Raw genomic sequence first — 25608 nt, forward strand, 5'->3', positions numbered from 1 at the left:
CAAATTATCTTACGAGCTCAAGATAGCCAGAAAGTGGATCAGTTCCATCACCTTTGTCTACGAGGTAGAAATAGGTGCCAGCTGGCAACAGCCTGCTTCCCGCCACTATTCCCTTGTTACTAACACCGTCAAAGTATACATCGGTGTTGTCGTAACCATCCCCTTCCCACACAATGGCTCCGGCTCTGTTGAATATTTTCACATTGTTGTTAGGGAACTGATCGATACAATCCATGATGAAGAGATCGTTCAGTCCATCGCCGTTGGCCGACACACCATTGTAGATCACGATATCCGCCCCAATAGTGAATTCCCGTGTTGCAGTACATCCATTGCCGTCCCAAATGGTCACCGAATAGTCACCAAATGTTGCTTCAAACAGACCACCTTCAAAAGTAGTGTTACCAGTGGCTAAGTGAGTCCACACGACGCTGTCAAGTTCTACAGGCTCAGGGAATGCCAGCAGCGCAACCCCTGTTGGCACAAGACACTGAGAATCTTGCACATCCACCACAAACTGTGGCTCTGTGCGGGCATCGCTGATCGATATTCTTGATTCTTCAGATACGCAACCTGTCAGAAGATCGGTAGCGATCACAACGTACTCCACCGTTTCACCTTCTCTTCCCAGTCCTTTAGGGTCGAAGCCGGTGTAGATTATTGTAGTAGTATCCGTTGCTTCGTACCAGTCGAACTGATAGTTACCAATATTACCGTCCACTGTTGCCCTTGCTTCACCGTTTGGTTCGGCACAACTTGTCATGTTGCTCACAAGCGTTAGCGTAGGGTTAGAAGGCGTTACTGTTTGATCCGTCACTTCTACTGTTTGGGTCGACTGACAACCAGTGATAGTGTTCGTCACTCTCAGGGTGTAGGGGCCAGCAGCCAGGTTGCCAACTACCGGGCCGTCGAAGATTTTAGCGGCCGGATCAACCAGGGCTCCGATATACCATTCGAAAGTGTGACCGGTTACCGTGCTGTCTGCAAGGATGGCACTTAATTCGCCGTTAGGCTGGTCTTCGAAACATATAGTGAGTGCTTGTGTCTCAGTGACGATCACGTCAGGAATGGTAGTTGCATCCGGCACCACCACTTGAATTGGTTGTGACTGACACAATTGGTCATCCCGGTTATACACCATCAATGTGTAGGTGCCGCTGTTCAAATTCTCCCACGACTGTCCTTCAAAGTCAAACTCTCCGGCATTGAAGCCAGGAGGAACCAAACCGGCATTCCAAACGAACTTGTAGTTCTGAATCTCCTTGCCAAATGGCAGGGTAATCAGGTTTGCTGCAACTACTCCGTCGAATGGCGCAATACATCTGTCGTTCACTGTAGCCGTGGTTGTTACCTCGAGTGGATTGATTGACTCGTCCGACATAGGATAAGTCTCTACTGAGCTACATCCTGTGGCAAGATCGGTAACCAACACAGTGTACATACCGGCTGCAATGCCTCTTAGCTCTGGGTTATTTGCCAGAAGCGGTGTGCCAGTGGCCGTAGTGCCCCTGTACCAGGCGAAAGTATATACATTCGTATCGCCAGATCCATTGGCTGTTACTTCAAGCAATCCATTTGGAATGGCAGGGTTACAGTTGGTTTGCACTTCAACATTTACCAGACTAATTATTGGCGGTGTAGTAGCGTCTTCTACTTCTACTTCCACTTCTATGGAGCTACATCCGAAGGCGTTGTCCACAGCCCTTACGTAGTAGATACCAGCTTCCAAACCTGTGAAGATAGAGTCGGCAACTGTAGCTATTGGTGATGCACCAGCTGTAGAAGGGTTTACATTCCACAGTTCGAAGTTGTAGTCTGCCAATACGCCAGGTGTGATGCCATTGATCTCAATAGACCCGTCGGCAGGGGTACATACCGTCATTGGCGACGTCTCAATGTCATCAAACAGCAACTGCGGAATAACTGGTTCATTTTCCAGGGTGATTTCAGCAGTACTTGTACAACCTGTGAGGCTATTCAATACCTCTACAGTGTAAGGCCCGGCAGCCAATCCGCTGATGGATTGCGTGTTGCCCAGGTTAGTGCCTGTCACACCACTACCTTCGTACCAGGTTATCACGTAGTTGCTAATATCGTAACCAGGAGCACTTGGGTTGTCCACTATTACACTCAACTCTCCATTCGCAGTTGAAGGATCGCAGCTTTGGTCCGCTTGCACCAGCGTGATGTCTGCAACTGGGTAGGTGATTTCTTCTTCAACCACAAATTCGAGTGTTTGTGCACAACCTGTTACTGCGTGTGTGAGGGTTACAGTGTAAGCTCCAGCGCTCAGGTTGCTGATGCTGTTCTGACCAGCCACGTTGTTGACAAGGGTTGTGGCATTGTCTACATCCTTCCATGTGAAGTTGTAATCAGCCAAAGCACTTGCCGCTCCGCCCAATGTAACCACATCCACTGACGCCGCACCGTTTGGTGTACAGTTAGTCTGGTCTGTTGTAGTTCTTGCGGTTACTACAACTGGAAGAGCTTGCGTACCTACGACTATTTTCTGAGATACTGAGCACTGAGAAACGTTGTTAAGGATCGTCACCGTGTAGGTGTCGGCTGAGAGACCGGTGATGGTTGTCAAGCCATTGAAGGCAGGCAGCGCCCCACTTGAGTTGGCCCAGGTGATGGTGGTGCCATCAGTAGTGGCGTCTCCATCTGCATCCTGAGCTGCCACAGTGATTGTGATTGCTCCCACTCCAAGCGTTCCACCCACACAACCCTGGTCTTTAGTGACCGCTGCTGTCAGCGATGGATTCACGTGGTGGTCTTCTATGGTTAGCTTGATAAATGCTGAAGGACAACCCGTCGAATTTCTGGTCGCTTGAATATAGTATTCACCAGGGCCAAGCGTTCTTGTATGATTGTAAACAGTGGTTGACCCGCTTACATCCAGGTTGGCACCTATCTGGGTTGTTTTGTTGCTTTGGTACAACCTCCAGGTATATGCCTGCAGATCCTGAACGCCGTTGGTGATCTTATTGCTTCTCAATTCGAATGATCCGTTACCTGCCGGAGTTGTGCACAATGAAGAGTGTGTCAAAGCCGCCACGGTAAAGGCAGGGGTCACAAGGTTCTCAGTAACCTGGAACCGCTCAGTGGTTTCGCAACCAGAAGCCGTATTTTCTACGATTACAGTATAGAAACCTGCAGCCAGGTTGGATACCACAAACTCAGTTCCTGAGTTGCCATCTCCGCTGATTGAGCCGGGAACAAAGGCGCCAGCTGCGGCAGATAAAGTTGTTTGGTATGTCCAGATCAGGCCGTAAGTCTGCCCGGTATTGCTTGCACCAGTCTTCAATCCAAAGGTGATTGTTCCGTTGTCGCCTGTGCAGTTGATGTCGGCTGTAACAGTAGACGACTCCAATTCAGGCATCTCCCTGGCATCTTCTATATCGACAGGGTAGAACTCAGACGCACACTGGAAGGTGTTGTGTGTGGCAGTCACATAATAGCGACCAGGAGCCAGGGGTTCTGCTGCAAGCGCTGCCGTTGTGAACACACCAGCTCCATGCAATGAGAAGCTAGCGTTGTACAAGCGGAGCGTGTAGTTCGCATCAATGTTAGCCGTTGTATTAACCGTTGCATTGTCCGCAGGGTTGCCTGAGCTTGTGATAGCTATGAAGTCAGTCGTGCCATTAAAGAAAACAGAGCCGTTTTCGACATCACAAGACGTATCATCTGTGCTGCTTGCCTGGAGGGTGATCACAACCGGTACGTATTGAAGGTTGAAAGTGGCCGTAGCAGAGCAGTTCAAGCCTGTAGACTGGTTGTCGGTCACCCTCACCCAATACTGTCCGTCCTCAACATTTGAGATGGTTGCAGTTTGGCCACCATTGCCCACTGCTACTGGGTTGACAACGCCAATCGAGCCTTTATGCCATTGGTAGAGGTATGCCCCACCATCGTTGTTGCCAATAGTCACTGTTAAGCTACCGTCAAAGTTGGCAGGATCACAATATGTATTTGGTCGTACCTGGCTAATTGATGGCGTTGGCTTCACCGAAACGTCGCTAATAATTACCTGACGGAAGTTGGACTTACAACCCGAACCAGATGTGCTGGTGGCTTGCACGTAGTAGGTTCCGCTTGGTAAACTACTTACTACGTTTCCTGCGAAAGCATAGGTACCAGAAATGTCGGTAAAGGCATTATTGAAAAGTTTGAAAGTGTAGCCACCTGTACCATTCGAAACATTGTTTAAGAATACATCATTCACGGTGATTGTTCCGTTTTGCGCTGGGTTACAATCCTGCGAATTGGTTTTCGTGATGTCGGCAGCACGAATTAGCAACTGGTTCGGGGTGTCTTTCACCTGAACGATCACCTGATCAGAGCATCCCCGTCCAAATCCATTGTTACCTGCGTTGTCGATAGTTGTTACGACTATGGTGTAGAAGCCAGGCTTCAGGTTGGCAGCGCTGTTAAGACCTGCACCAGTTTGGAAGTTGGCTCCAAGAATGCCAGAACCCTCGTACCACTGGAAGTTGTAGTTAGCCGCCGCTCTAGGTGTACCAGGGCTTGCCGGGTCATCGATAGTCAGGGTGATTGTACCATTTCCATTGACAGTAAAGTCACAGAAAGTGTTTGGTGTTATCACACTGGCAATGTCCGGCTCGATAGTATCGGCGATGATAGTTACTTCAGTGTAGTCAGATTCACAACCGGTGGTTTTGTTAGTTGCCTTTACATGGTATGTGCCGGGAGCCAGTGAACCAAGTTCTCTGAAGGCTCCGTTGACCACACCATTGCCCAAAGAGGCGAAGGTGTTGTCGAAGAATTCGATACCGTAGTTAGCATCAACGGCAGCGTCATCAGCACCATCGACAGTAACCGCTTCTACTCTGATCAAACCAGTGTCATTGCTTGAGCAATCCACATCGGGCTGCACTACTACGTTGGCCGATAGTACTTCGATAGTTTCGAAGTCGGAAGTGAGTGTAAACTCGGCGGTAGCAGTACAGTTGTTGTTAGGGTTGTTGGTATCTGTAAGCCTTACCCAGTAAGTACCAGCCATGAGACCACTGATCAGCGAAGTGTGCGGGTTAGATGCCAAGTCGTTGGTAATAGTTACATCTGAGCTGTTAGACAAAGTAGCTCCGTTAGCAATAGGTTCGGAAACATCGCCTGTCACGCCGAGGAACCAGTTGAAAGTATAGCTACCATCCATGTCCACACCAGCTCCGGCAGTAATAGTAGCTGTCAATGAACCAGTAGGAGTGATGGCACCAGCCCCACCGAAGTCAGGGTTACAGACTGTGTTCTGACTAGTTTCAGCAATAGTGATGGCAGGGTTCACTGCGTCATCAGCGATTGTAACCTGTAGTAAGTTAGAAGAACAACCAGTAGCCGTAGCAGTATTGTTTTGGGCTTCTACGAAGTATACACCAGGAGAAAGATTAGCTGCGGTAGTACCAGCGAAAGCTCCTAAGATTTCAGTAGAGGCATCGCTTTGATACAAGTGGAAGGTGTAGTTGCCTGTTCCATCAGAAGCACCATTTAGCAATACGTCAGTTACTACAATCTGGCCATTGTCAGGCGAACAGTCACTTGCATTGGAAGGTGTGATGATAGCGTTGGTCAGAGCGATATTATCTGGTGTATCAAGTACTTCAACGATCACCTGATCAGAGCATCCCCGTCCAAATCCATTGTTACCTGCGTTGTCGATAGTTGTTACGACTATGGTGTAGAAGCCAGGCTTCAGGTTGGCAGCGCTGTTAAGACCTGCACCAGTTTGGAAGTTGGCTCCAAGAATGCCAGAACCTTCGTACCACTGGAAGTTGTAGTTAGCCGCCGCTCTAGGTGTACCAGGGCTTGCCGGGTCATCGATAGTCAGGGTGATTGTACCATTTCCATTGACAGTAAAGTCACAGAAAGTGTTTGGTGTTATCACACTGGCAATGTCCGGCTCGATAGTATCGGCGATGATAGTTACTTCAGTGTAGTCAGATTCACAACCGGTGGTTTTGTTAGCTGCCTTTACATGGTATGTGCCAGGGGCCAGTGAACCAAGTTCCCTGAAGGCTCCGTTGACCACACCATTGCCCAAAGAGGCGAAGGTGTTGTCGAAGAATTCGATACCGTAGTTAGCATCAACGGCAGCGTCATCAGCACCATCGACAGTAACCGCTTCTACTCTGATCAAACCAGTGTCATTGCTTGAGCAATCCACATCGGGCTGCACTACTACGTTGGCCGATAGTACTTCGATAGTTTCGAAGTCGGAAGTGAGTGTAAACTCGGCGGTAGCAGTACAGTTGTTGTTAGGGTTGTTGGTATCTGTAAGCCTTACCCAGTAAGTACCAGCCATGAGACCACTGATCAGCGAAGTGTGCGGGTTAGATGCCAGGTCGTTGGTAATAGTTACATCTGAGCTGTTAGACAAAGTAGCTCCGTTAGCAATAGGTTCGGAAACATCGCCTGTCACGCCGAGGAACCAGTTGAAAGTATAGCTACCATCCATGTCCACACCAGCTCCGGCAGTAATAGTAGCTGTCAATGAACCAGTAGGAGTGATGGCACCAGCCCCACCGAAGTCAGGGTTACAGACTGTGTTCTGACTAGTTTCAGCAATAGTGATGGCAGGGTTCACTGCGTCATCAGCGATTGTTACCTGTAGTAAGTTAGAAGAACAACCAGTAGCCGTAGCAGTATTGTTTTGGGCTTCTACGAAGTATACACCAGGAGAAAGATTAGCTGCGGTAGTACCAGCGAAAGCTCCTAAGATTTCAGTAGAGGCATCGCTTTGATACAAGTGGAAGGTGTAGTTGCCTGTTCCATCAGAAGCACCATTTAGCAATACGTCAGTCACCACAATCTGGCCATTGTCAGGCGAACAGTCACTTGCATTGGAAGGTGTGATGATAGCGTTGGTCAGAGCGATATTATCTGGTGTATCAAGTACTTCAACGATCACCTGATCAGAGCATCCCCGTCCAAATCCATTGTTACCTGCGTTGTCGATAGTTGTTACGACTATGGTGTAGAAGCCAGGCTTCAGGTTGGCAGCGCTGTTAAGACCTGCACCAGTTTGGAAGTTGGCTCCAAGAATGCCAGAACCTTCGTACCACTGGAAGTTGTAGTTAGCCGCCGCTCTAGGTGTACCAGGGCTTGCCGGGTCATCGATAGTCAGGGTGATTGTACCATTTCCATTGACAGTAAAGTCACAGAAAGTGTTTGGTGCTACCACACTGGCAATGTCCGGCTCGATAGTATCGGCGATGATAGTTACTTCAGTGTAGTCAGATTCACAACCGGTGGTTTTGTTAGTTGCCTTTACATGGTATGTGCCGGGAGCCAGTGAACCAAGTTCTCTGAAGGCTCCGTTGACCACACCATTGCCCAAAGAGGCGAAGGTGTTGTCGAAGAATTCGATACCGTAGTTAGCATCAACGGCAGCGTCATCAGCACCATCGACAGTAACCGCTTCTACTCTGATCAAACCAGTGTCATTGCTTGAGCAATCCACATCGGGCTGCACTACTACGTTGGCCGATAGTACTTCGATAGTTTCGAAGTCGGAAGTGAGTGTAAACTCGGCGGTAGCAGTACAGTTGTTGTTAGGGTTGTTGGTATCTGTAAGCCTTACCCAGTAAGTACCAGCCATGAGACCACTGATCAGCGAAGTGTGCGGGTTAGATGCCAAGTCGTTGGTAATAGTTACATCTGAGCTGTTAGACAAAGTAGCTCCGTTAGCAATAGGTTCGGAAACATCGCCTGTCACGCCGAGGAACCAGTTGAAAGTATAGCTACCATCCATGTCCACACCAGCTCCGGCAGTAATAGTAGCTGTCAATGAACCAGTAGGCGTGATGGCACCAGCCCCACCGAAGTCAGGGTTACAGACTGTGTTCTGACTAGTTTCAGCAATAGTGATGGCAGGGTTCACTGCGTCATCAGCGATTGTTACCTGTAGTAAGTTAGAGGAACAACCAGTAGCCGTAGCAGTATTGTTTTGGGCTTCTACGAAGTATACACCAGGAGAAAGATTAGCTGCCGTAGCGCCAGCGAAAGCTCCTAAGATTTCAGTAGAGGCATCGCTTTGATACAAGTGGAAGGTGTAGTTGCCTGTTCCATCAGAAGCACCATTTAGCAATACGTCAGTCACCACAATCTGGCCATTGTCAGGCGAACAGTCACTTGCATTGGAAGGTGTGATGATAGCGTTGGTCAGAGCGATGTTATCTGGGGTATCAAGCACTTCAACGATCACCTGATCAGAGCATCCCCGTCCAAATCCATTGTTACCTGCGTTGTCAATAGTTGTTACGACTATGGTGTAGAAGCCAGGCTTCAGGTTGGCAGCGCTGTTAAGACCTGCACCAGTTTGGAAGTTGGCTCCAAGAATGCCAGAACCTTCGTACCACTGGAAGTTGTAGTTAGCCGCCGCTCTAGGTGTACCAGGGCTTGCCGGGTCATCGATAGTCAGGGTGATTGTACCATTTCCATTGACAGAAAAGTCACAGAAAGTGTTTGGTGCTACCACACTGGCAATGTCCGGCTCGATAGTATCGGCGATGATAGTTACTTCAGTGTAGTCAGATTCACAACCGGTGGTTTTGTTAGTTGCCTTTACATGGTATGTGCCGGGAGCCAGTGAACCAAGTTCTCTGAAGGCTCCGTTGACCACACCATTGCCCAAAGAGGCGAAGGTGTTGTCGAAGAATTCGATACCGTAGTTAGCATCAACGGCAGCGTCATCAGCACCATCGACAGTAACCGCCTCTACTCTGATCAAACCAGTGTCATTGTTTGAGCAATCCACATCGGGCTGCACTACTACGTTGGCCGATAGTACTTCGATGGTTTCGAAGTCGGAAGTGAGTGTAAACTCGGCGGTAGCAGTACAGTTGTTGTTAGGGTTGTTGGTATCTGTAAGCCTTACCCAGTAAGTACCTGCCATGAGACCACTGATCAGCGAAGTGTGCGGGTTAGATGCCAGGTCGTTGGTAATAGTTACATCTGAGCTGTTAGATAAAGTAGCTCCGTTAGCAATAGGCTCTGTAACATCGCCTGTCACGCCGAGGAACCAGTTGAAAGTATAGCTACCATCCATGTCCACACCAGCTCCGGCAGTAATAGTAGCTGTCAATGAACCAGTAGGAGTGATGGCACCAGCCCCACCGAAGTCAGGGTTACAGACTGTGTTCTGATTTGTTTCAGCAATAGTGATGGCAGGGTTCACTGCGTCATCAGCGATTGTAACCTGTAGTAAGTTAGAGGAACAACCAGTAGCTGGAACTGTATTGTTTTGTGCTTCCACGAAGTACACACCAGGAGAAAGGTTGGCTGCGGTAGTACCAGCGAAAGCTCCTAAGATTTCAGTAGAGGCATCGCTTTGATACAAGTGGAAGGTGTAGTTGCCGAGGGCGTCACTAGATGTGTTGCGTAGTACATCCGTCACCACAATCTGCCCATTGTCAGGTGAACAGTCACTTGCATTATTGGCAGCGACAATAGCTGTTGTAAGTTCAATTACGTCTGGGTTATCAAGCACTTCAACAATCACCTGATCAAAACAGCCTCGACCAAGGCCATCGTTGGCAGCCGCGTCATTCGCAGTGACAACCACAGTGTAGAAACCAGGAGCTAGTCCAGTTCGTTCGTCAAAGCCAAAACCAAGACCAGCAACACCCACTCCTGACTGGTCAGGGAGCCCAGCACTACCAGATTGCTGGTCGTACCAATCGAAGGTGTAGTTGGCGGGATCGTAGTATCCACCAAGAGGGTTTTGAATTCGAATCGTAATTGCCCCATTTCCAACTGTACCACCGCTGGTATCGCAGAATCTGTTGGCACTGTTCGTCGTCACCTCGATGATGGGTTCAGCAGGTGTGAACAAAACGGTAACCTCAGCGTAGTCTGATACGCAACCTGTCGTTTTATTCGTAGCAGTCACATAGTAGGTGCCTTCGGCCAACGAGCCGAGCTCCCTGAATGCGCCATTCACACTACCATTTCCGAGTGAGCCAAAAGCATCGTCAAAGAATTCTATAATGTAATTAGCATCCACAGCCGCATCATCAGCTGCATTCACAGTCACAGCCTCTACCCGGATTAAGCCTGTGTCATTGTTGTCGCAGTCCACATCGGGCTCCACGACTACATTGGATGTCAGCACCTCTATGGTAGAAAAATTATCTACAACAGTAAAGGCAACGCTTGCACTACAACCTAAACCAGGGGTTGCATTGTCCTGAATACTTACCCAGTAGTTGCCGGAGACGATACCGGAAATTGTCAACTCACCAGCACCATTAATTGCGGAAACTGTTACGTCTGAGCCGTCAGGGTAGGCAACGCCATTATTCCTTTCAACGGCCGCAGGTGTTGTTGTGCCAAGGGGGGCCTTGTACCACTGTATGTTATAAGCGCCAGCATCGTAATTGCCTATCGTTACCGTAATGGAGCCTGTTGGGGTAGTCGGGCCAATGGCAGGGTTACACACGATGTTAGCTGTGGATCCTGTTACCGAAAGGGTGGGAGTAACTTTCTGATTGAGAATTGTGATCTGTTTTGGCGCAGATTGGCATTTAGTCACAACATCTTCTACTATTAAGTAATAGGTGCCATTGTCTCTGCTAGAAATTGGGCCTGCACTTGACGCTGTGCCAAAAGTACCAATAGAGGTCACTCCGTCAGATTGTAACAATATAAAATCGTAGTTGGCGTCGATGTTGGCAGGTGTGGCCTCTACGCTAGTTGCTGCCGTAATACCGTCTTGTACCGTGATGCCAGACACTTCAATAACTCCATTTGAGCCTGTAGCACAATCTGCATCGTGAGTAAGATTGACTGTGAACGAAATGATCTGGTCGACCTGCTGAGGTACGTTGAATACTGCAATGCTTTCGCACTGATCATCTGGTGCAGTATTCTTTTTCGCAACAAGCTTGTAATCACCACCACTCGCTCCCGTAATTCTCGTTCCAGCAGCGTCAGTCACCAGGGTGCCGTCGGTACCAGGAACAAATAAAGTTGAACTTGCAATGCCACCAACAAACCACTGAATGTCGTAATCAGTGTTGGCATTCGCTAAAGTTACGTCAACTGAACCTGTTCGGCCTGTGTTACAGCCTGTATTTGGATTGATGACAAAGCCACTTAGGTCAGGGTCTGTGGCAACATTGTCGATTGTTACTGCAAATGGATCATACTCGCATTGCAGCACAGCGTCGAATACTACAACAATGTAATCGTCAGCCACAAGGCCAGAGAACACATTGTCTACGTTGTTAGCCTTGGTTTCAAGTATGTTGCCGCTGTCATCATACAGGCGCAGTCTCCAGTCAGCGAGCGCCGTATTCCATAGCTGGGACGCAGCTCCATTGAGAGAAAATTCGTTAATGGTGATGCTACCGTTGTTGAGTGGATCACAGTTAAGAATATCAACTTGAGTATGGTCAGTGATTTCGACTGTAGTAGGGCTGTCATTGACAAAGAAAACAAAGTCGGCCGAGCAGCCCAGCTCGTTGGTTCCTGCCTGCTTGGTTACTCGCAATGAGTAGGTTCCGCTTGCCAAATCGAATGCCTCATTGCCCGCTGCCGTAACATTTGCTGCATTTAGTGCAGGGTCAGTATCCGGGTCAGCTCCTGAGAACCATTGATAAGTATAGTCACCATTTTGCGGCCCTGCAGCAGATACATTGTCGGTAGTCGCACCACGGTGAAGTTGTAGCACCGTTAAGCTACCATTAGGGTTGCCAGAGCAATCGGAGTTATCTACGATCGTTAGGTCGGTCACATCGGAAGGATCTAGATCTATCGTTTCTGTGTCGTCGGTAATATCAAATGTAACCGGAGGAGAGTAACAGAAGCTAACACCAATTTCAGCAGCTACTACTGCATATTGGCCTTCAACCAACCCTTGGAAAGTGTAGACATTTGTTGTGTTTCCAGAATCGTTCGTGCCAAAATTAGCTGCGTTTCCTTGTTCCTGAATCGTTTCGCCATCCACGAAAATTCCTGTTGGCACGGCCGTAAAAGTCATTGTGGTTGCATTGACGGTAGCGATGGTAGCCGTAGCTAAACTTGTTTGTCCTTCAATAACCATTCCCGCCGAAAATGCTCCGCCACCAAGTGTGTAGTCAATTTGGTAAGTCTCACCTGCCACTGTTCCTGCTACCGACTGTACAATAGCTGGCCTGGGGTTTGAAAGGTCGCCTGTCTCCCATGTACCTGGATCTCCATCACCTGTTTCCATATCAGGTTGTGGACTTACCGAGGTAGTTGGGTAAAGGAATAACATGAAATCATCATGCGTATTACCGTTTCCAAAAGGCACTCGTAGAGTGACGTCTACTTCACCAGTATTACCACCTGTTCCACCTGCGCCCGTTCCGTCAGCGTAAGGTTGGCAATTGAGAGCCTGTGTCGTTATCAACGGATCAACATCAACTCTTTGTACCTGTGAGTAGAATAATATATACACTTTTCTTTCCGCACAGCTTGAAGCCAGATTGGTTGCAACAACCGTGTAGGTATCATTCACTAATCCGCTCACTACATAATCTGTAGGGTCTCCATCGTCTATTGTATTGCCGTTTACATAGGAAGCATTGTCGTTGTCGGACACTGTTCCTGTTTCTATTTCCGTTGTACTGGAAGCAATCAAGATTGGCGATGCTGAAAGGTCGCTTTCACCTTTATACACTTCGAAAGTAAAATTAGGAGCCGAAGCATTAGTTGCTTCAATTCGCAAAACACCTGTGGGTCCGTCGCAATCCCCTGGTTGAGTGGCAAATATGTTTATTGTGATCTGCGCCGCCGGGTCCACGACAACTGTCTGATCTGCAAAACCAGTCAAACAGCCTGTTGCTTTGTCCTGCATTCTTAGGAAATACTTGCCGTCTGGCAGCCCAGTCACTACATTGTTATTGACAGTTACCGAGCCAGAATTGTCACCAGTAGCCACTGGTGTTGTCTTATCGTCGTAGTACCAGAACCAGTTGTAATCGGTCACTGCCCCAACAGCCAGGTTTGCCATTAGCGACCCGTTGATTGGATTACATGTTGTTACGTCGGTCGCTGTAATTCCTGAAATAACAGTGCTGATATCAGGGTTGCCAGATGGGCTGCCTGTGATTGTGAATTCCCTCTGCGATGTACATCCAGATGCCGTTTTTGTGACAACGACAGAATAAACACCTGGCCCCATGCTTGTGAGTGCATTGTTAGTGGATGCGAGAGGTGTGGCAGCGCCGATGCCGGTTAAAGGTGCGTTGTACCAAACATAGGTATAGCCCACCATTGGTGTTCCCGTGCCATCAGGGGTGACGGTAATTGACCCATTAGGGAAGTTGGTTTGATCACAACTTAGAGAGTTCACCACTGAAGCGTTTGCGCCAGCAATGTTTGGTCTGTCGAGAGTTTGTCCAATAGTGAAAGAAGTCAAAGCCGATGAACAACCTGTCAGATCATTAACGACTTGCACTTTGTAATTCCCACCTACAAACTGCGAGTAAACAGGAACCGTAACATCTGTTTGAGTGATTAGAGTCGTACCATCGCTCTGATACCAGTTGAAAGTGTAATCTGAAAGCGTTGTCGGATCAGTGACGGCCCCATTTATCAAGATATTGTCCACTGTAGCCGAACCATTAGGCGTCACGCAATGCGTATTGGCAGAGATTGGCGTGATTTGAACCAGTGGAATGGACAAAGTTTGTAATGTGTTGGGTAGTGTAAACTCCTCTTTGTACACGCAGCCCAGATTAGTTGCGGCATTGTCAGTAATTTCAACCCAATAGGTTCCGCCAAGCAAGGTATTGATAGTGCTTGTTGTTGTGGCAGCTACCGGACCTCCAACCGGAGTACCTGTGTTGTTAAGTGCCCCCTGATACCACTGATAGGTGTAGTTTCCAGTGATTTCTGCACCACCCGTTAACGTAACAGTAATAGAACCGTTGCCAGTCGCTGTACAGCTTGTGTTGTCTACTTTGGTGAAGGTGATAGTTGGGTCGGTTGTTCCATCAGGCACATCGACCTGCAGGGTAACTGATTCACAGTCGAAAGAGTTAGCCGCTGACACAAAATAGGTCCCGGCTGCCAGTGAATTCGCTATAGGGAAAGTTGTTGCTGTTCCCTGAGTAATGCCGCCGACGATTTCTACAAGTGCCGCATTGTACAATTTGAATGTATAGTCATCAATTGCTGCAAAGGTGTTCAGCACGGTCGTGCCGCTGGCGTCTACAATCGTGAGTTCATCGATCTCGATAGAGCCATTTACAGGCGAACATTGTGTGGATGAAACAATATTGACACCGGTTAGCGTGATATCATCCTGATCATCAATAATCACAGCGGCCTTATCGACCGAGCAAGTATTAGAAGGTACTTGTGTGTCAGTAATTCTTACCCAGTAGTTACCGGCAGCGAGTCCTGAGACAGTTTGAGGTGTTCCAGCGTTGATAACGATAACAGAGCCGTTAGTCGTACCACCATTTACCAGAGGTGTGGTGGTGTTTCCAACAGCCCCGAAGAACCACTGGTAAGTATAAGTACCACCGTCGCTATTTGTCAGGTTAGCCGTAGCAGCCCCCATTGGCGTGGCCGGGTCGCAAGAGACGTTATTGGTGATGGCTACAGTAGCGGTAGGTGCCACGGCCACATTAGCGATAGTGAAAGGCAGTGAACCGGACGCACACTTGGTAACAGTGTTGGTTACAGTTACTGAGTAGTTGCCAGGTGCAAGGGCAGTCTTAGTAGGGTTGTTGCTGGCCGCCTGAATTGAAGTTCCGGCATTATTGAAGAACTGGAATTCGAAGTTGGCGAAAGCAGCGTCAGCATTGGTGATGACAGTCCCACCGTAGTTGACAGCGGTTACCTGGTAAGAGCCGTTGTTAAGTCCCACACAGTTAGAGGCACCAGTGTTGACAGCAGTTTGAACAGTGATAGCAGGGAAGCTAGAGCCAACCACAAATGTAGTGGCGGTGAAACAGCCGTCACCGTTAGACTGAGTATCAGTTACTTTAACAGTATAGGTTCCGGCATATAGGCCGGCGATGGAGTTGGAAGTAGCCCCTGTTACGGTTCCACCGTTGTCTCCATTGGCAATAGCTGTACCAGTAGCAGCACTTCCGTTGTACCATTGATAGGTATAAGTACCCCCGTCATCAGGAGCAAGTGCTAGAGAGGCACTGCCATCAGGGCTGGCGCCACCAGCACAAATGGTAGCATTTAGCGGGGTTACAGTGAAGTTAGGAGGAGTAGTGTTGGTAGGCACTACTACTTGCAGGGCCGCTGATTTACAGTTAAGGCTGTTAGATACAACGACAAAATAAGTGCCTCCATCAAGATTGGCAGCGATCGGCACGATTTCAGCACCGGAAGTACCTTTATTGAAGGCAGAGGCAATAGGAGTTACCCCGTCGCTTTGCAGGAGTTGGTAAGAGTAGCTGAAAAGGTTTACTGCCCCTGAGATGTTAGATCCGTTGTCAGAGATTTGATCGACCCTAATGGAGCCGTTTTTGCCTGTAGCGCAATCTCTGTCAGATACTATAGTCACATTAGGCAGAGTAACGACCAGATTGGCAGGAGAAGAGCCAATCACAGCGGCTTTGTCTACAGAACAAGTATTAGAAGGTACTTGTGTGTCAGTAATTCTTACCCAGTAGTTACCGGCAGCGAGTCCTGAGACAGTTTGAGGTGTTCCAGCGTTGATAACGATAACAGAGCCGTTAGTCGTACCACCATTTACCAGAGGTGTGGTGGTGTTTCCAACAGCCCCGAAGAACCACTGGTAAGTATAAGTACCACCGTCGCTATTTGTCAGGTTAGCCGTAGCAGCCCCCATTGGCGTGGCCGGGTCGCAAGAGACGTTATTGGTGATGGCTACAGTAGCGGTAGGTGCCACGGCCACATTAGCGATAGTGAAAGGCAGTGAACCGGACGCACACTTGGTAACAGTGTTGGTTACAGTTACTGAGTAGTTGCCAGGTGCAAGGGCAGTCTTAGTAGGGTTGTTGCTGGCCGCCTGAATTGAAGTTCCGGCATTATTGAAGAACTGGAATTCGAAGTTGGCGAAAGCAGCGTCAGCATTGGTGATGACAGTCCCACCGTAGTTGACAGCGGTTACCTGGTAAGAGCCGTTGTTAAGTCCCACACAGTTAGAGGCACCAGTGTTGACAGCAGTTTGAACAGTGATAGCAGGGAAGCTAGAGCCAACCACAAATGTAGTGGCGGTGAAACAGCCGTCACCGTTAGACTGAGTATCAGTTACTTTAACAGTATAGGTTCCGGCATATAGGCCGGCGATGGAGTTGGAAGTAGCCCCTGTTACGGTTCCACCGTTGTCTCCATTGGCAATAGCTGTACCAGTAGCAGCACTTCCGTTGTACCATTGATAGGTATAAGTACCCCCGTCATCAGGAGCAAGTGCTAGAGAGGCACTGCCATCAGGGCTGGCGCCACCAGCACAAATGGTAGCATTTAGCGGGGTTACAGTGAAGTTAGGAGGAGTAGTGTTGGTAGGCACTACTACTTGCAGGGCCGCTGATTTACAGTTAAGGCTGTTAGATACAACGACAAAATAAGTGCCTCCATCAAGATTGGCAGCGATCGGCACGATTTCAGCACCGGAAGTACCTTTATTGAAGGCAGAGGCAATAGGAGTTACCCCGTCGCTTTGCAGGAGTTGGTAAGAGTAGCTGAAAAGGTTTACTGCCCCTGAGATGTTAGATCCGTTGTCAGAGATTTGATCGACCCTAATGGAGCCGTTTTTGCCTGTAGCGCAATCTCTGTCAGATACTATAGTCACATTAGGCAGAGTAACGACCAGATTGGCAGGAGAAGAGCCAATCACAGCGGCTTTGTCTACAGAACAAGTATTAGAAGGTACTTGTGTGTCAGTAATTCTTACCCAGTAGTTACCGGCAGCGAGTCCTGAGACAGTTTGAGGTGTTCCAGCGTTGATAACGATAACAGAGCCGTTAGTCGTACCACCATTTACCAGAGGTGTGGTGGTGTTTCCAACAGCCCCGAAGAACCACTGGTAAGTATAAGTACCACCGTCGCTATTTGTCAGGTTAGCCGTAGCAGCCCCCATTGGCGTGGCCGGGTCGCAAGAGACGTTATTGGTGATGGCTACAGTAGCGGTAGGTGCCACGGCCACATTAGCGATAGTGAAAGGCAGTGAACCGGACGCACACTTGGTAACAGTGTTGGTTACAGTTACTGAGTAGTTGCCAGGTGCAAGGGCAGTCTTAGTAGGGTTGTTGCTGGCCGCCTGAATTGAAGTTCCGGCATTATTGAAGAACTGGAATTCGAAGTTGGCGAAAGCAGCGTCAGCATTGGTGATGACAGTCCCACCGTAGTTGACAGCGGTTACCTGGTAAGAGCCGTTGTTAAGTCCCACACAGTTAGAGGCACCAGTGTTGACAGCAGTTTGAACAGTGATAGCAGGGAAGCTAGAGCCAACCACAAATGTAGTGGCGGTGAAACAGCCGTCACCGTTAGACTGAGTATCAGTTACTTTAACAGTATAGGTTCCGGCATATAGGCCGGCGATGGAGTTGGAAGTAGCCCCTGTTACGGTTCCACCGTTGTCTCCATTGGCAATAGCTGTACCAGTAGCAGCACTTCCGTTGTACCATTGATAGGTATAAGTACCCCCGTCATCAGGAGCAAGTGCTAGAGAGGCACTGCCATCAGGGCTGGCGCCACCAGCACAAATGGTAGCATTTAGCGGGGTTACAGTGAAGTTAGGAGGAGTAGTGTTGGTAGGCACTACTACTTGCAGGGCCGCTGATTTACAGTTAAGGCTGTTAGATACAACGACAAAATAAGTGCCTCCATCAAGATTGGCAGCGATCGGCACGATTTCAGCACCGGAAGTACCTTTATTGAAGGCAGAGGCAATAGGAGTTACCCCGTCGCTTTGCAGGAGTTGGTAAGAGTAGCTGAAAAGGTTTACTGCCCCTGAGATGTTAGATCCGTTGTCAGAGATTTGATCGACCCTAATGGAGCCGTTTTTGCCTGTAGCGCAATCTCTGTCAGATACTATAGTCACATTAGGCAGAGTAACGACCAGATTGGCAGGAGAAGAGCCAATCACAGCGGCTTTGTCTACAGAACAAGTATTAGAAGGTACTTGTGTGTCAGTAATTCTTACCCAGTAGTTACCGGCAGCGAGTCCTGAGACAGTTTGAGGTGTTCCAGCGTTGATAACGATAACAGAGCCGTTAGTCGTACCACCATTTACCAGAGGTGTGGTGGTGTTTCCAACAGCCCCGAAGAACCACTGGTAAGTATAAGTACCACCGTCGCTATTTGTCAGGTTAGCCGTAGCAGCCCCCATTGGCGTGGCCGGGTCGCAAGAGACGTTATTGGTGATGGCTACAGTAGCGGTAGGTGCCACGGCCACATTAGCGATAGTGAAAGGCAGTGAACCGGACGCACACTTGGTAACAGTGTTGGTTACAGTTACTGAGTAGTTGCCAGGTGCAAGGGCAGTCTTAGTAGGGTTGTTGCTGGCCGCCTGAATTGAAGTTCCGGCATTATTGAAGAACTGGAATTCGAAGTTGGCGAAAGCAGCGTCAGCATTGGTGATGACAGTCCCACCGTAGTTGACAGCGGTTACCTGGTAAGAGCCGTTGTTAAGTCCCACACAGTTAGAGGCACCAGTGTTGACAGCAGTTTGAACAGTGATAGCAGGGAAGCTAGAGCCAACCACAAATGTAGTGGCGGTGAAACAGCCGTCACCGTTAGACTGAGTATCAGTTACTTTAACAGTATAGGTTCCGGCATATAGGCCGGCGATGGAGTTGGAAGTAGCCCCTGTTACGGTTCCACCGTTGTCTCCATTGGCAATAGCTGTACCAGTAGCAGCACTTCCGTTGTACCATTGATAGGTATAAGTACCCCCGTCATCAGGAGCAAGTGCTAGAGAGGCACTGCCATCAGGGCTGGCGCCACCAGCACAAATGGTAGCATTTAGCGGGGTTACAGTGAAGTTAGGAGGAGTAGTGTTGGTAGGCACTACTACTTGCAGGGCCGCTGATTTACAGTTAAGGCTGTTAGATACAACGACAAAATAAGTGCCTCCATCAAGATTGGCAGCGATCGGCACGATTTCAGCACCGGAAGTACCTTTATTGAAGGCAGAGGCAATAGGAGTTACCCCGTCGCTTTGCAGGAGTTGGTAAGAGTAGCTGAAAAGGTTTACTGCCCCTGAGATGTTAGATCCGTTGTCAGAGATTTGATCGACCCTAATGGAGCCGTTTTTGCCTGTAGCGCAATCTCTGTCAGATACTATAGTCACATTAGGCAGAGTAACGACCAGATTGGCAGGAGAAGAGCCAATCACAGCGGCTTTGTCTACAGAACAAGTATTAGAAGGTACTTGTGTGTCAGTAATTCTTACCCAGTAGTTACCGGCAGCGAGTCCTGAGACAGTTTGAGGTGTTCCAGCGTTGATAACGATAACAGAGCCGTTAGTCGTACCACCATTTACCAGAGGTGTGGTGGTGTTTCCAACAGCCCCGAAGAACCACTGGTAAGTATAAGTACCACCGTCGCTATTTGTCAGGTTAGCCGTAGCAGCCCCCATTGGCGTGGCCGGGTCGCAAGAGACGTTATTGGTGATGGCTACAGTAGCGGTAGGTGCCACGGCCACATTAGCGATAGTGAAAGGCAGTGAACCGGACGCACACTTGGTAACAGTGTTGGTTACAGTTACTGAGTAGTTGCCAGGTGCAAGGGCAGTCTTAGTAGGGTTGTTGCTGGCCGCCTGAATTGAAGTTCCGGCATTATTGAAGAACTGGAATTCGAAGTTGGCGAAAGCAGCGTCAGCATTGGTGATGACAGTCCCACCGTAGTTGACAGCGGTTACCTGGTAAGAGCCGTTGTTAAGTCCCACACAGTTAGAAGCACCAGTGTTGACAAATGCGCTGATGGATATGGTTGGTTGGTTGAGCGTTATCTCAACCGTCTCCGTATCGAAACACCCATCACCAAGAGATGCATTGTCGGTTACCAACACAGTGTAAAATCCGGCCGCAACACCAGTCAATGTAGCTGTTGCTGCTGACGGATTGAGTACGGGATCGATGGGGGTGGAAGTGTCTGTGCCGGTATGCCACTTGTAGGTGTAATCAGTGCTTCCACCAGCATTGGTCACAGTTACGGTAGCTTCTCCATCGCCTCCAGTTCCACCCGGGCAAATTGAAGAAGGCTGATCCTCTGCGATCGACAGCGTAGGTGATACCGCATTGTCGGCGATGTCGAACTGCAACGTTTCAGAATCGCAGCTGGACGATTTGTGGGTAATCACAACATAGTAGGTGCCTGGCATCAAACCACCGAAGGTCGCCGAGCCGTCAGTGTCAGAGTCGGTAATATCGGCATTGGATGCATCCTGCAATGTGAGGTTGTAGCTGGCCAGGATAGCAGCCTCTGTATTGGCTACCACAGGTGCCCCGGAAGTTGTTATGGAGGCACTGGTAATTGTGATACTGCCATTGCCGGAGCAGTCTTCCGAGTCGGCTTTAGTTCCCGATCCGTCTATGTCAGCCAAAACCTGGGAGACAGAGGAAGTAAGCACCTGCACACAACCTGTCGATTGGTTAGTGACTCTTACGGTATAGGTACCAGCAGCTAAATTATCTATCTGACGGTTCGTCGTAAGCACAGCACCGCTTACTGAACCACCAGCATACCATTGGAAAGTATAGCCAACTCCAAGCTGAGGAGTACCGCTTACAGTTACGTCAGCACTTAGTGAACCATTATTGGGAACATCGCAATTTGTTTGATCCGACAGCTTCGTGATAACGATATTTGGCAAAACAGGGCTGTTGACAATCGTAACAACAAAAGGATCTGCTTCGCAACCGGTGGTTGGATTGGTGGCCACCACAGTGTACTGCCCGCCGTTAAGACCACCAATGGTTTCTGTGGTTGCTCCTGTAACGCTTCCACCAAAAGCGCCATTGTTTCCATTTGTTAAAATATTTGCCGCAACAACTCCACTTCCGTGATACCAGGCAAAGGTGTAGCCAGCAGCAGATGGACTTGCTACAGGCGTTCCATTAAAGCTGACATTAACAGTTGCTCCGCCATTGTAGTTGGCGACCAAACAGCTTGTATTAGGATTCTTAACATTAAGTGTTGTTGCTGGCTTAACCGGACTACTATTAATTTCATAGGTAAGATCGTTCACACAACCCGTGGCCGTGTTTGTAACCAGTACAGTATACTCACCAGCAGAAAGGTTGGCAGCGGTTTGAGTTCCGGTTGCAAAACCGGTTCCGGCTGTTCCGGCAGTTGCTCCGTTAAACCATTCAAATGTGTAGCCAACGGTTACGCCCGGCGTTCCATTCTCAGTTACTGATGCCGAAAGCTGGGCTGTACCGGCCCCACCACAGGAGATGTCCGGTTGATCTTCAACAATGGTAATATCTGGTATCGTTTTTTCGTCAGAAACCTCGAGTGTATACTGAGGCGACTCACAACCGGTAGAACCAGCAGAGGTTTTGGTGGCCACTACAGTGTAAAATCCAGCAGCTAGCCCCGTAACGGTATTACTGTTAATCGCTGGAGTAGAGCCATTCCCTGGGTCAACGCCGTTAACAAGCAGGTTTGGTGCGGAAACTACACTTCCAAGGTACCATTCAAACGTGTATTCAGAAGGATCGTCGAAGTTACCAGCGCCGTCATCCACCTGCACCGTTAGCCTGCCATCAGGAGTGTCGCATCCATGATTTGGCTCGTTGGTCGTCCCTGTTACCACAAATTGGGGATCAACAGAAAGGTCATCCAGCGTAACATCCTGCTCGAAGGTACAGGTCTTCGCCGGGTTGGTTGATTTCACGGTATAGGTGCCGCTCAGGAGGCCAGTAAAAGTATGCCGTGCTTTGAGCGTAGCATTTTGCCACATCACTCCGAGTGCCTCATCTATTTTCACCCCACCTTGCCACAATTCCATGTTGTAGCCTGCCGCTGGCTCGCCGGTGGGAGTGAATCTGGACTCAGAAACTACCAGGATTTCGCCGTCACCTACCGTACACCCGGTGTTATCTACCTTGGTAACTACAGTATTGGGAACGTCCTGATCAAGGCTAATGACAAGGTTGGTCGCTGAAGTAAAACAGCCGGTGATGTTGTCCCTAAATTTAACTGAATAAGTGCCCTCATTCAAACCTGTAAATATGCCCGTTTCATTTGATGTAATTGGTGTGCCATTGACATCATTTCCAAGAAACAAGTCAAATGTATTGGAAGCAGCCTCAAATGAAACAGCATCCAGAAAGTTACCGACTGATTTGTTGCCTGTAGCTGTGCTTACAGCTTTATAGAAGAAACGGGTAACATACTGCCCGGCAGGAACCACATAGGAACCCTGATAGAGTTTCCACGCTGTATTGCTAGTACAAAACTGGCTAATTTGGTTGTCGGGGGCGTTTGGGGCATTTATAAGTAATGCGATACAGTCTGTGCCAGACCGACCTCTGTGGGCAAATGACCAATTCATTTTTACTCCGGGCACAGTCACCACATCAAAGTAGAGAGTGGCGTCGTTGTTGGCATTGATTTCGGCAAATTGGGTGCCCTGGTAGGCAGGTACGCCAAGCGCCCCACTTGACCAAATTTCAATTCTACCGTCGGGCGAGGTCGTTTGCCACCCCGGAACATATGATTGATCATACGTTTTTATCGCTCCTCCTGCGAATGTCTGCGCAGCGGGGGTACTGCCAGAAAGAACAGGCTGGTCAAAACCTCCGTTTGAACTGCTACTGATCGCAATTGGCTTACCGCTGGCATCAAAAGAAGAACCGCTACTGCCTGAAACGGCTGTTGATGCGTCGATTGATCCATCAGCAGTCGGACCACACCCCTTGTTGGAATTGAGGCTGATTTTCGAAGGATCAATCGTTAGCGTAGGAGGAACATCAGTAATTGTTATCTCTTTTGTAGTGAAACATCCTGTAGAAACCTTAGTGACCTTCACTGTGTAAATCCCGCCCTTTAGCAGCGACGCAATATTGCCGTTGCTTCCCGTGATTTTGTATGAGGGCACGGCATTCGTAGTATTTTGCCCTGAAAAATACTCAAATTTAAAACCCGTAGTTAATCCTCCGGAAGTTGTCGTAATAGTGCCGTTACCGTCTGTACGACATGAGCTATTATCGGTAAACTCGGTTTCAATTACCGGCCCCCCTGAGGAATTAGTAATCTCAACAGTGACGCCCTCAGATACGCAACCTGACGAATTGACGGCCTGAACTGTATAAAACCCTGACGCCAGGTTGGATACAGTGGCCCCAGTGTAGTCTGCAATGGCCTTAATGCTGGGTCCTTTGTACCATTTGAAGGTAAAGCCCGCTGTAGCACCTCCGCTGCTTGCAGAAACGGCGCCTGAGTTGGGGGCTGTACAACTCGTCACATTGGCTGTAACAGTTGCCTGAACGGTAGGAGCCGTAAGCGTAGAGGTCACCGTCTCTTCTTCGACGGCTTCGCAACCACTTGTGTTGTTGATTACCCTGACAGAATAGTTCTGCGCCTTTAGGTTGGTGGCGGTGGGGCCTGTTGCAAAACTTGAGGTGAAATCCACACCCACATACCAGAGGAACGTATAGCCGGCTGTTGTAGGAACACCGTTAACATTCACATAGGCCTCCAATACTCCGTTCGGGCTGGCGCAGTTGGTTACTTCCTGCACCTGGTTGATCACTACAACAGGAGCATCAGTAACCTTGTCTATAGTTACTGTTAGAGGTGTTGCATCACATCCGTAGGTTGAAGTTGCTTGCACAGTGTAGGTGCCTTCAGCCATGGTGTTGTAGGTAGCACCTGTATAGACTAAGTCAGCTGCATTAGTGGTTCCGGGGGCACCATCGTACCACCTAAAGGTATAGCCCGCAGTAATATATGTTGTGGTTGGAGGAGCATCTCCGGTCACCAGCACATCATCAATGCTGTAGTATTCGCTGTTGCTGTTATTGATGAATTCGAATATTACTTTTATCGTTGACCCCAAACTGCCGTTGGGAATGGTTACCGATGCAGACGTCGAGCCTCCCGAGATATCATCAGCATGGTTGAAAAACTCCACTCTGGCATTTGTTCCCACCTGATAGAATGCCTTGACAATGTCGCTGCTTTCTAGTGATCCTACCTCACTTATACTTGCCTGTATTTTTACATTGGAATACCCTGTCGTTGTAATGGCGCCTGATGTCCATGTAATAATCTGGTCGGCATCCCTCACTTCAAATCTTTTATTTCCGCTGCTGTTGACAACTTTTGCATAACCATTTGCACTACCCGACAGCAGCCAGGATGTAGTCCCGTTATCAACCGTTGCATTAGTGGACAGGTCATTAAACTTCTCTTCCCATATGTTGGCTGTGGTGCTGGCAACTGTTGCGGAGCTGATATAAGCCCTGGCTGACCCATTGTCAGGAAGAGCATCATTGCAAAGTTCGTTGTCGGTTAACTTGTCTAGCACGAAGTTGTACGGCACGCATTGAACGTCAATATAAGCCCATTCAGGAGAACAAAGGCTGTAGCAGCGGCCAACCGGCACGTCACATATTTGATATTGGATGGAGTCCATTCCTGCAAACCCAACATTTGGGGTATACATGATGTCCAAGGTGGACCCATCAATGTAGGAAGAACCGTTGGAGGCAGGAGTTAAAATCGTAAACGTCCAAAGCGAATCCAGATCAGGATTCAAAACAATATCATTGGCCCTCACAGGGAGTAACTTGCTAGTGTTCTGAGGGGTTGTAAAATGATCTTCAGCTGTTAGTGGCGGCTGCTGGCCCCCACTCAAACAAACGGTCTGTTCGTTGCGAGCGCCACCAGTGGATCCGGTAAAACCATAATTCACGTTAGTAATACCGCCGAAAACAGTTGTGATCATATTTGCTGTATGTGAGATTCGCAGTTGCTCTTCTACATACATTTGAATCGTTTGTGTTCCGTCGGCATTGGGCTGCCACAAGATCACATAATCGTAACATGAGTTGTCTTCAATATTATCAAAGGTCGGGTGTATTCTCGGAGTCTTATTGGTAGATAATTCGTTTGTTTTAGGGTCGCAAATATTACCGTTGTAAGCTATGGCGGTATGGTCGTGAGCTGGGTCATCACCGGCATCGCCAGGGCATTCTGTGTTTCTCCAGGTGTCGAATTCAATAGCAACCGATGGAATAATTTTGTTGGCAAATTGATAGTCTCCAAACCCAAGCCCACCACCGGCTCGACCAGTTGCTTCAAAGCCTCTGGGGTCTGTTTGCAACACAAAGCCAAATCCGTCAGCGCCACTGCCGTCTTTGTCCCCGGCGAAAATGATAAAATCAAGCCTGAAAGGCTTGGTGAGATCAAGTTTAGTGTTCCACCAAAGACGACCAAACCTGTTGTTTTGATCCTGAGTAATGAGGTAGCAGCGCTCTGAAAGTGCCGATGCGTCCCCTCTGGTGGCAAAGCCATCCTTGTAGTCAGGAATGAAAAAGGATGACGTGTTAGGTAATGGACTTCCCTCGGTTTTTGGCAGCTGGGCCATGGCCTGAGAAGTGCATATAAACAAAATTAGGGCTAAAGCAGAGGTGGCTAGGCTGTGTCGTCTCATGGTATTTTTCGAAATCGTGGCGTTTC

The 25608-nt window shown here is 48.8% G+C and carries 1 protein-coding gene; it reads right to left on the bottom strand.

Annotated elements, in window-relative coordinates:
• Window positions 1-4 precede the first annotated feature (4 nt).
• The gene (locus ACMVP2_RS24180) at window positions 5-25582 is read right to left on the bottom strand and encodes a lectin-like domain-containing protein (RefSeq protein ID WP_416865463.1); all 25578 of its coding nucleotides are present in this window, start codon (window positions 25580-25582) and stop codon (window positions 5-7) included.
• Between the last annotated feature and the right edge of the window lie 26 nt (window positions 25583-25608).

Origin of the sequence: Imperialibacter sp., assembly GCF_048007035.1 — a bacterium.
Lineage (GTDB): Bacteria > Bacteroidota > Bacteroidia > Cytophagales > Cyclobacteriaceae > Imperialibacter.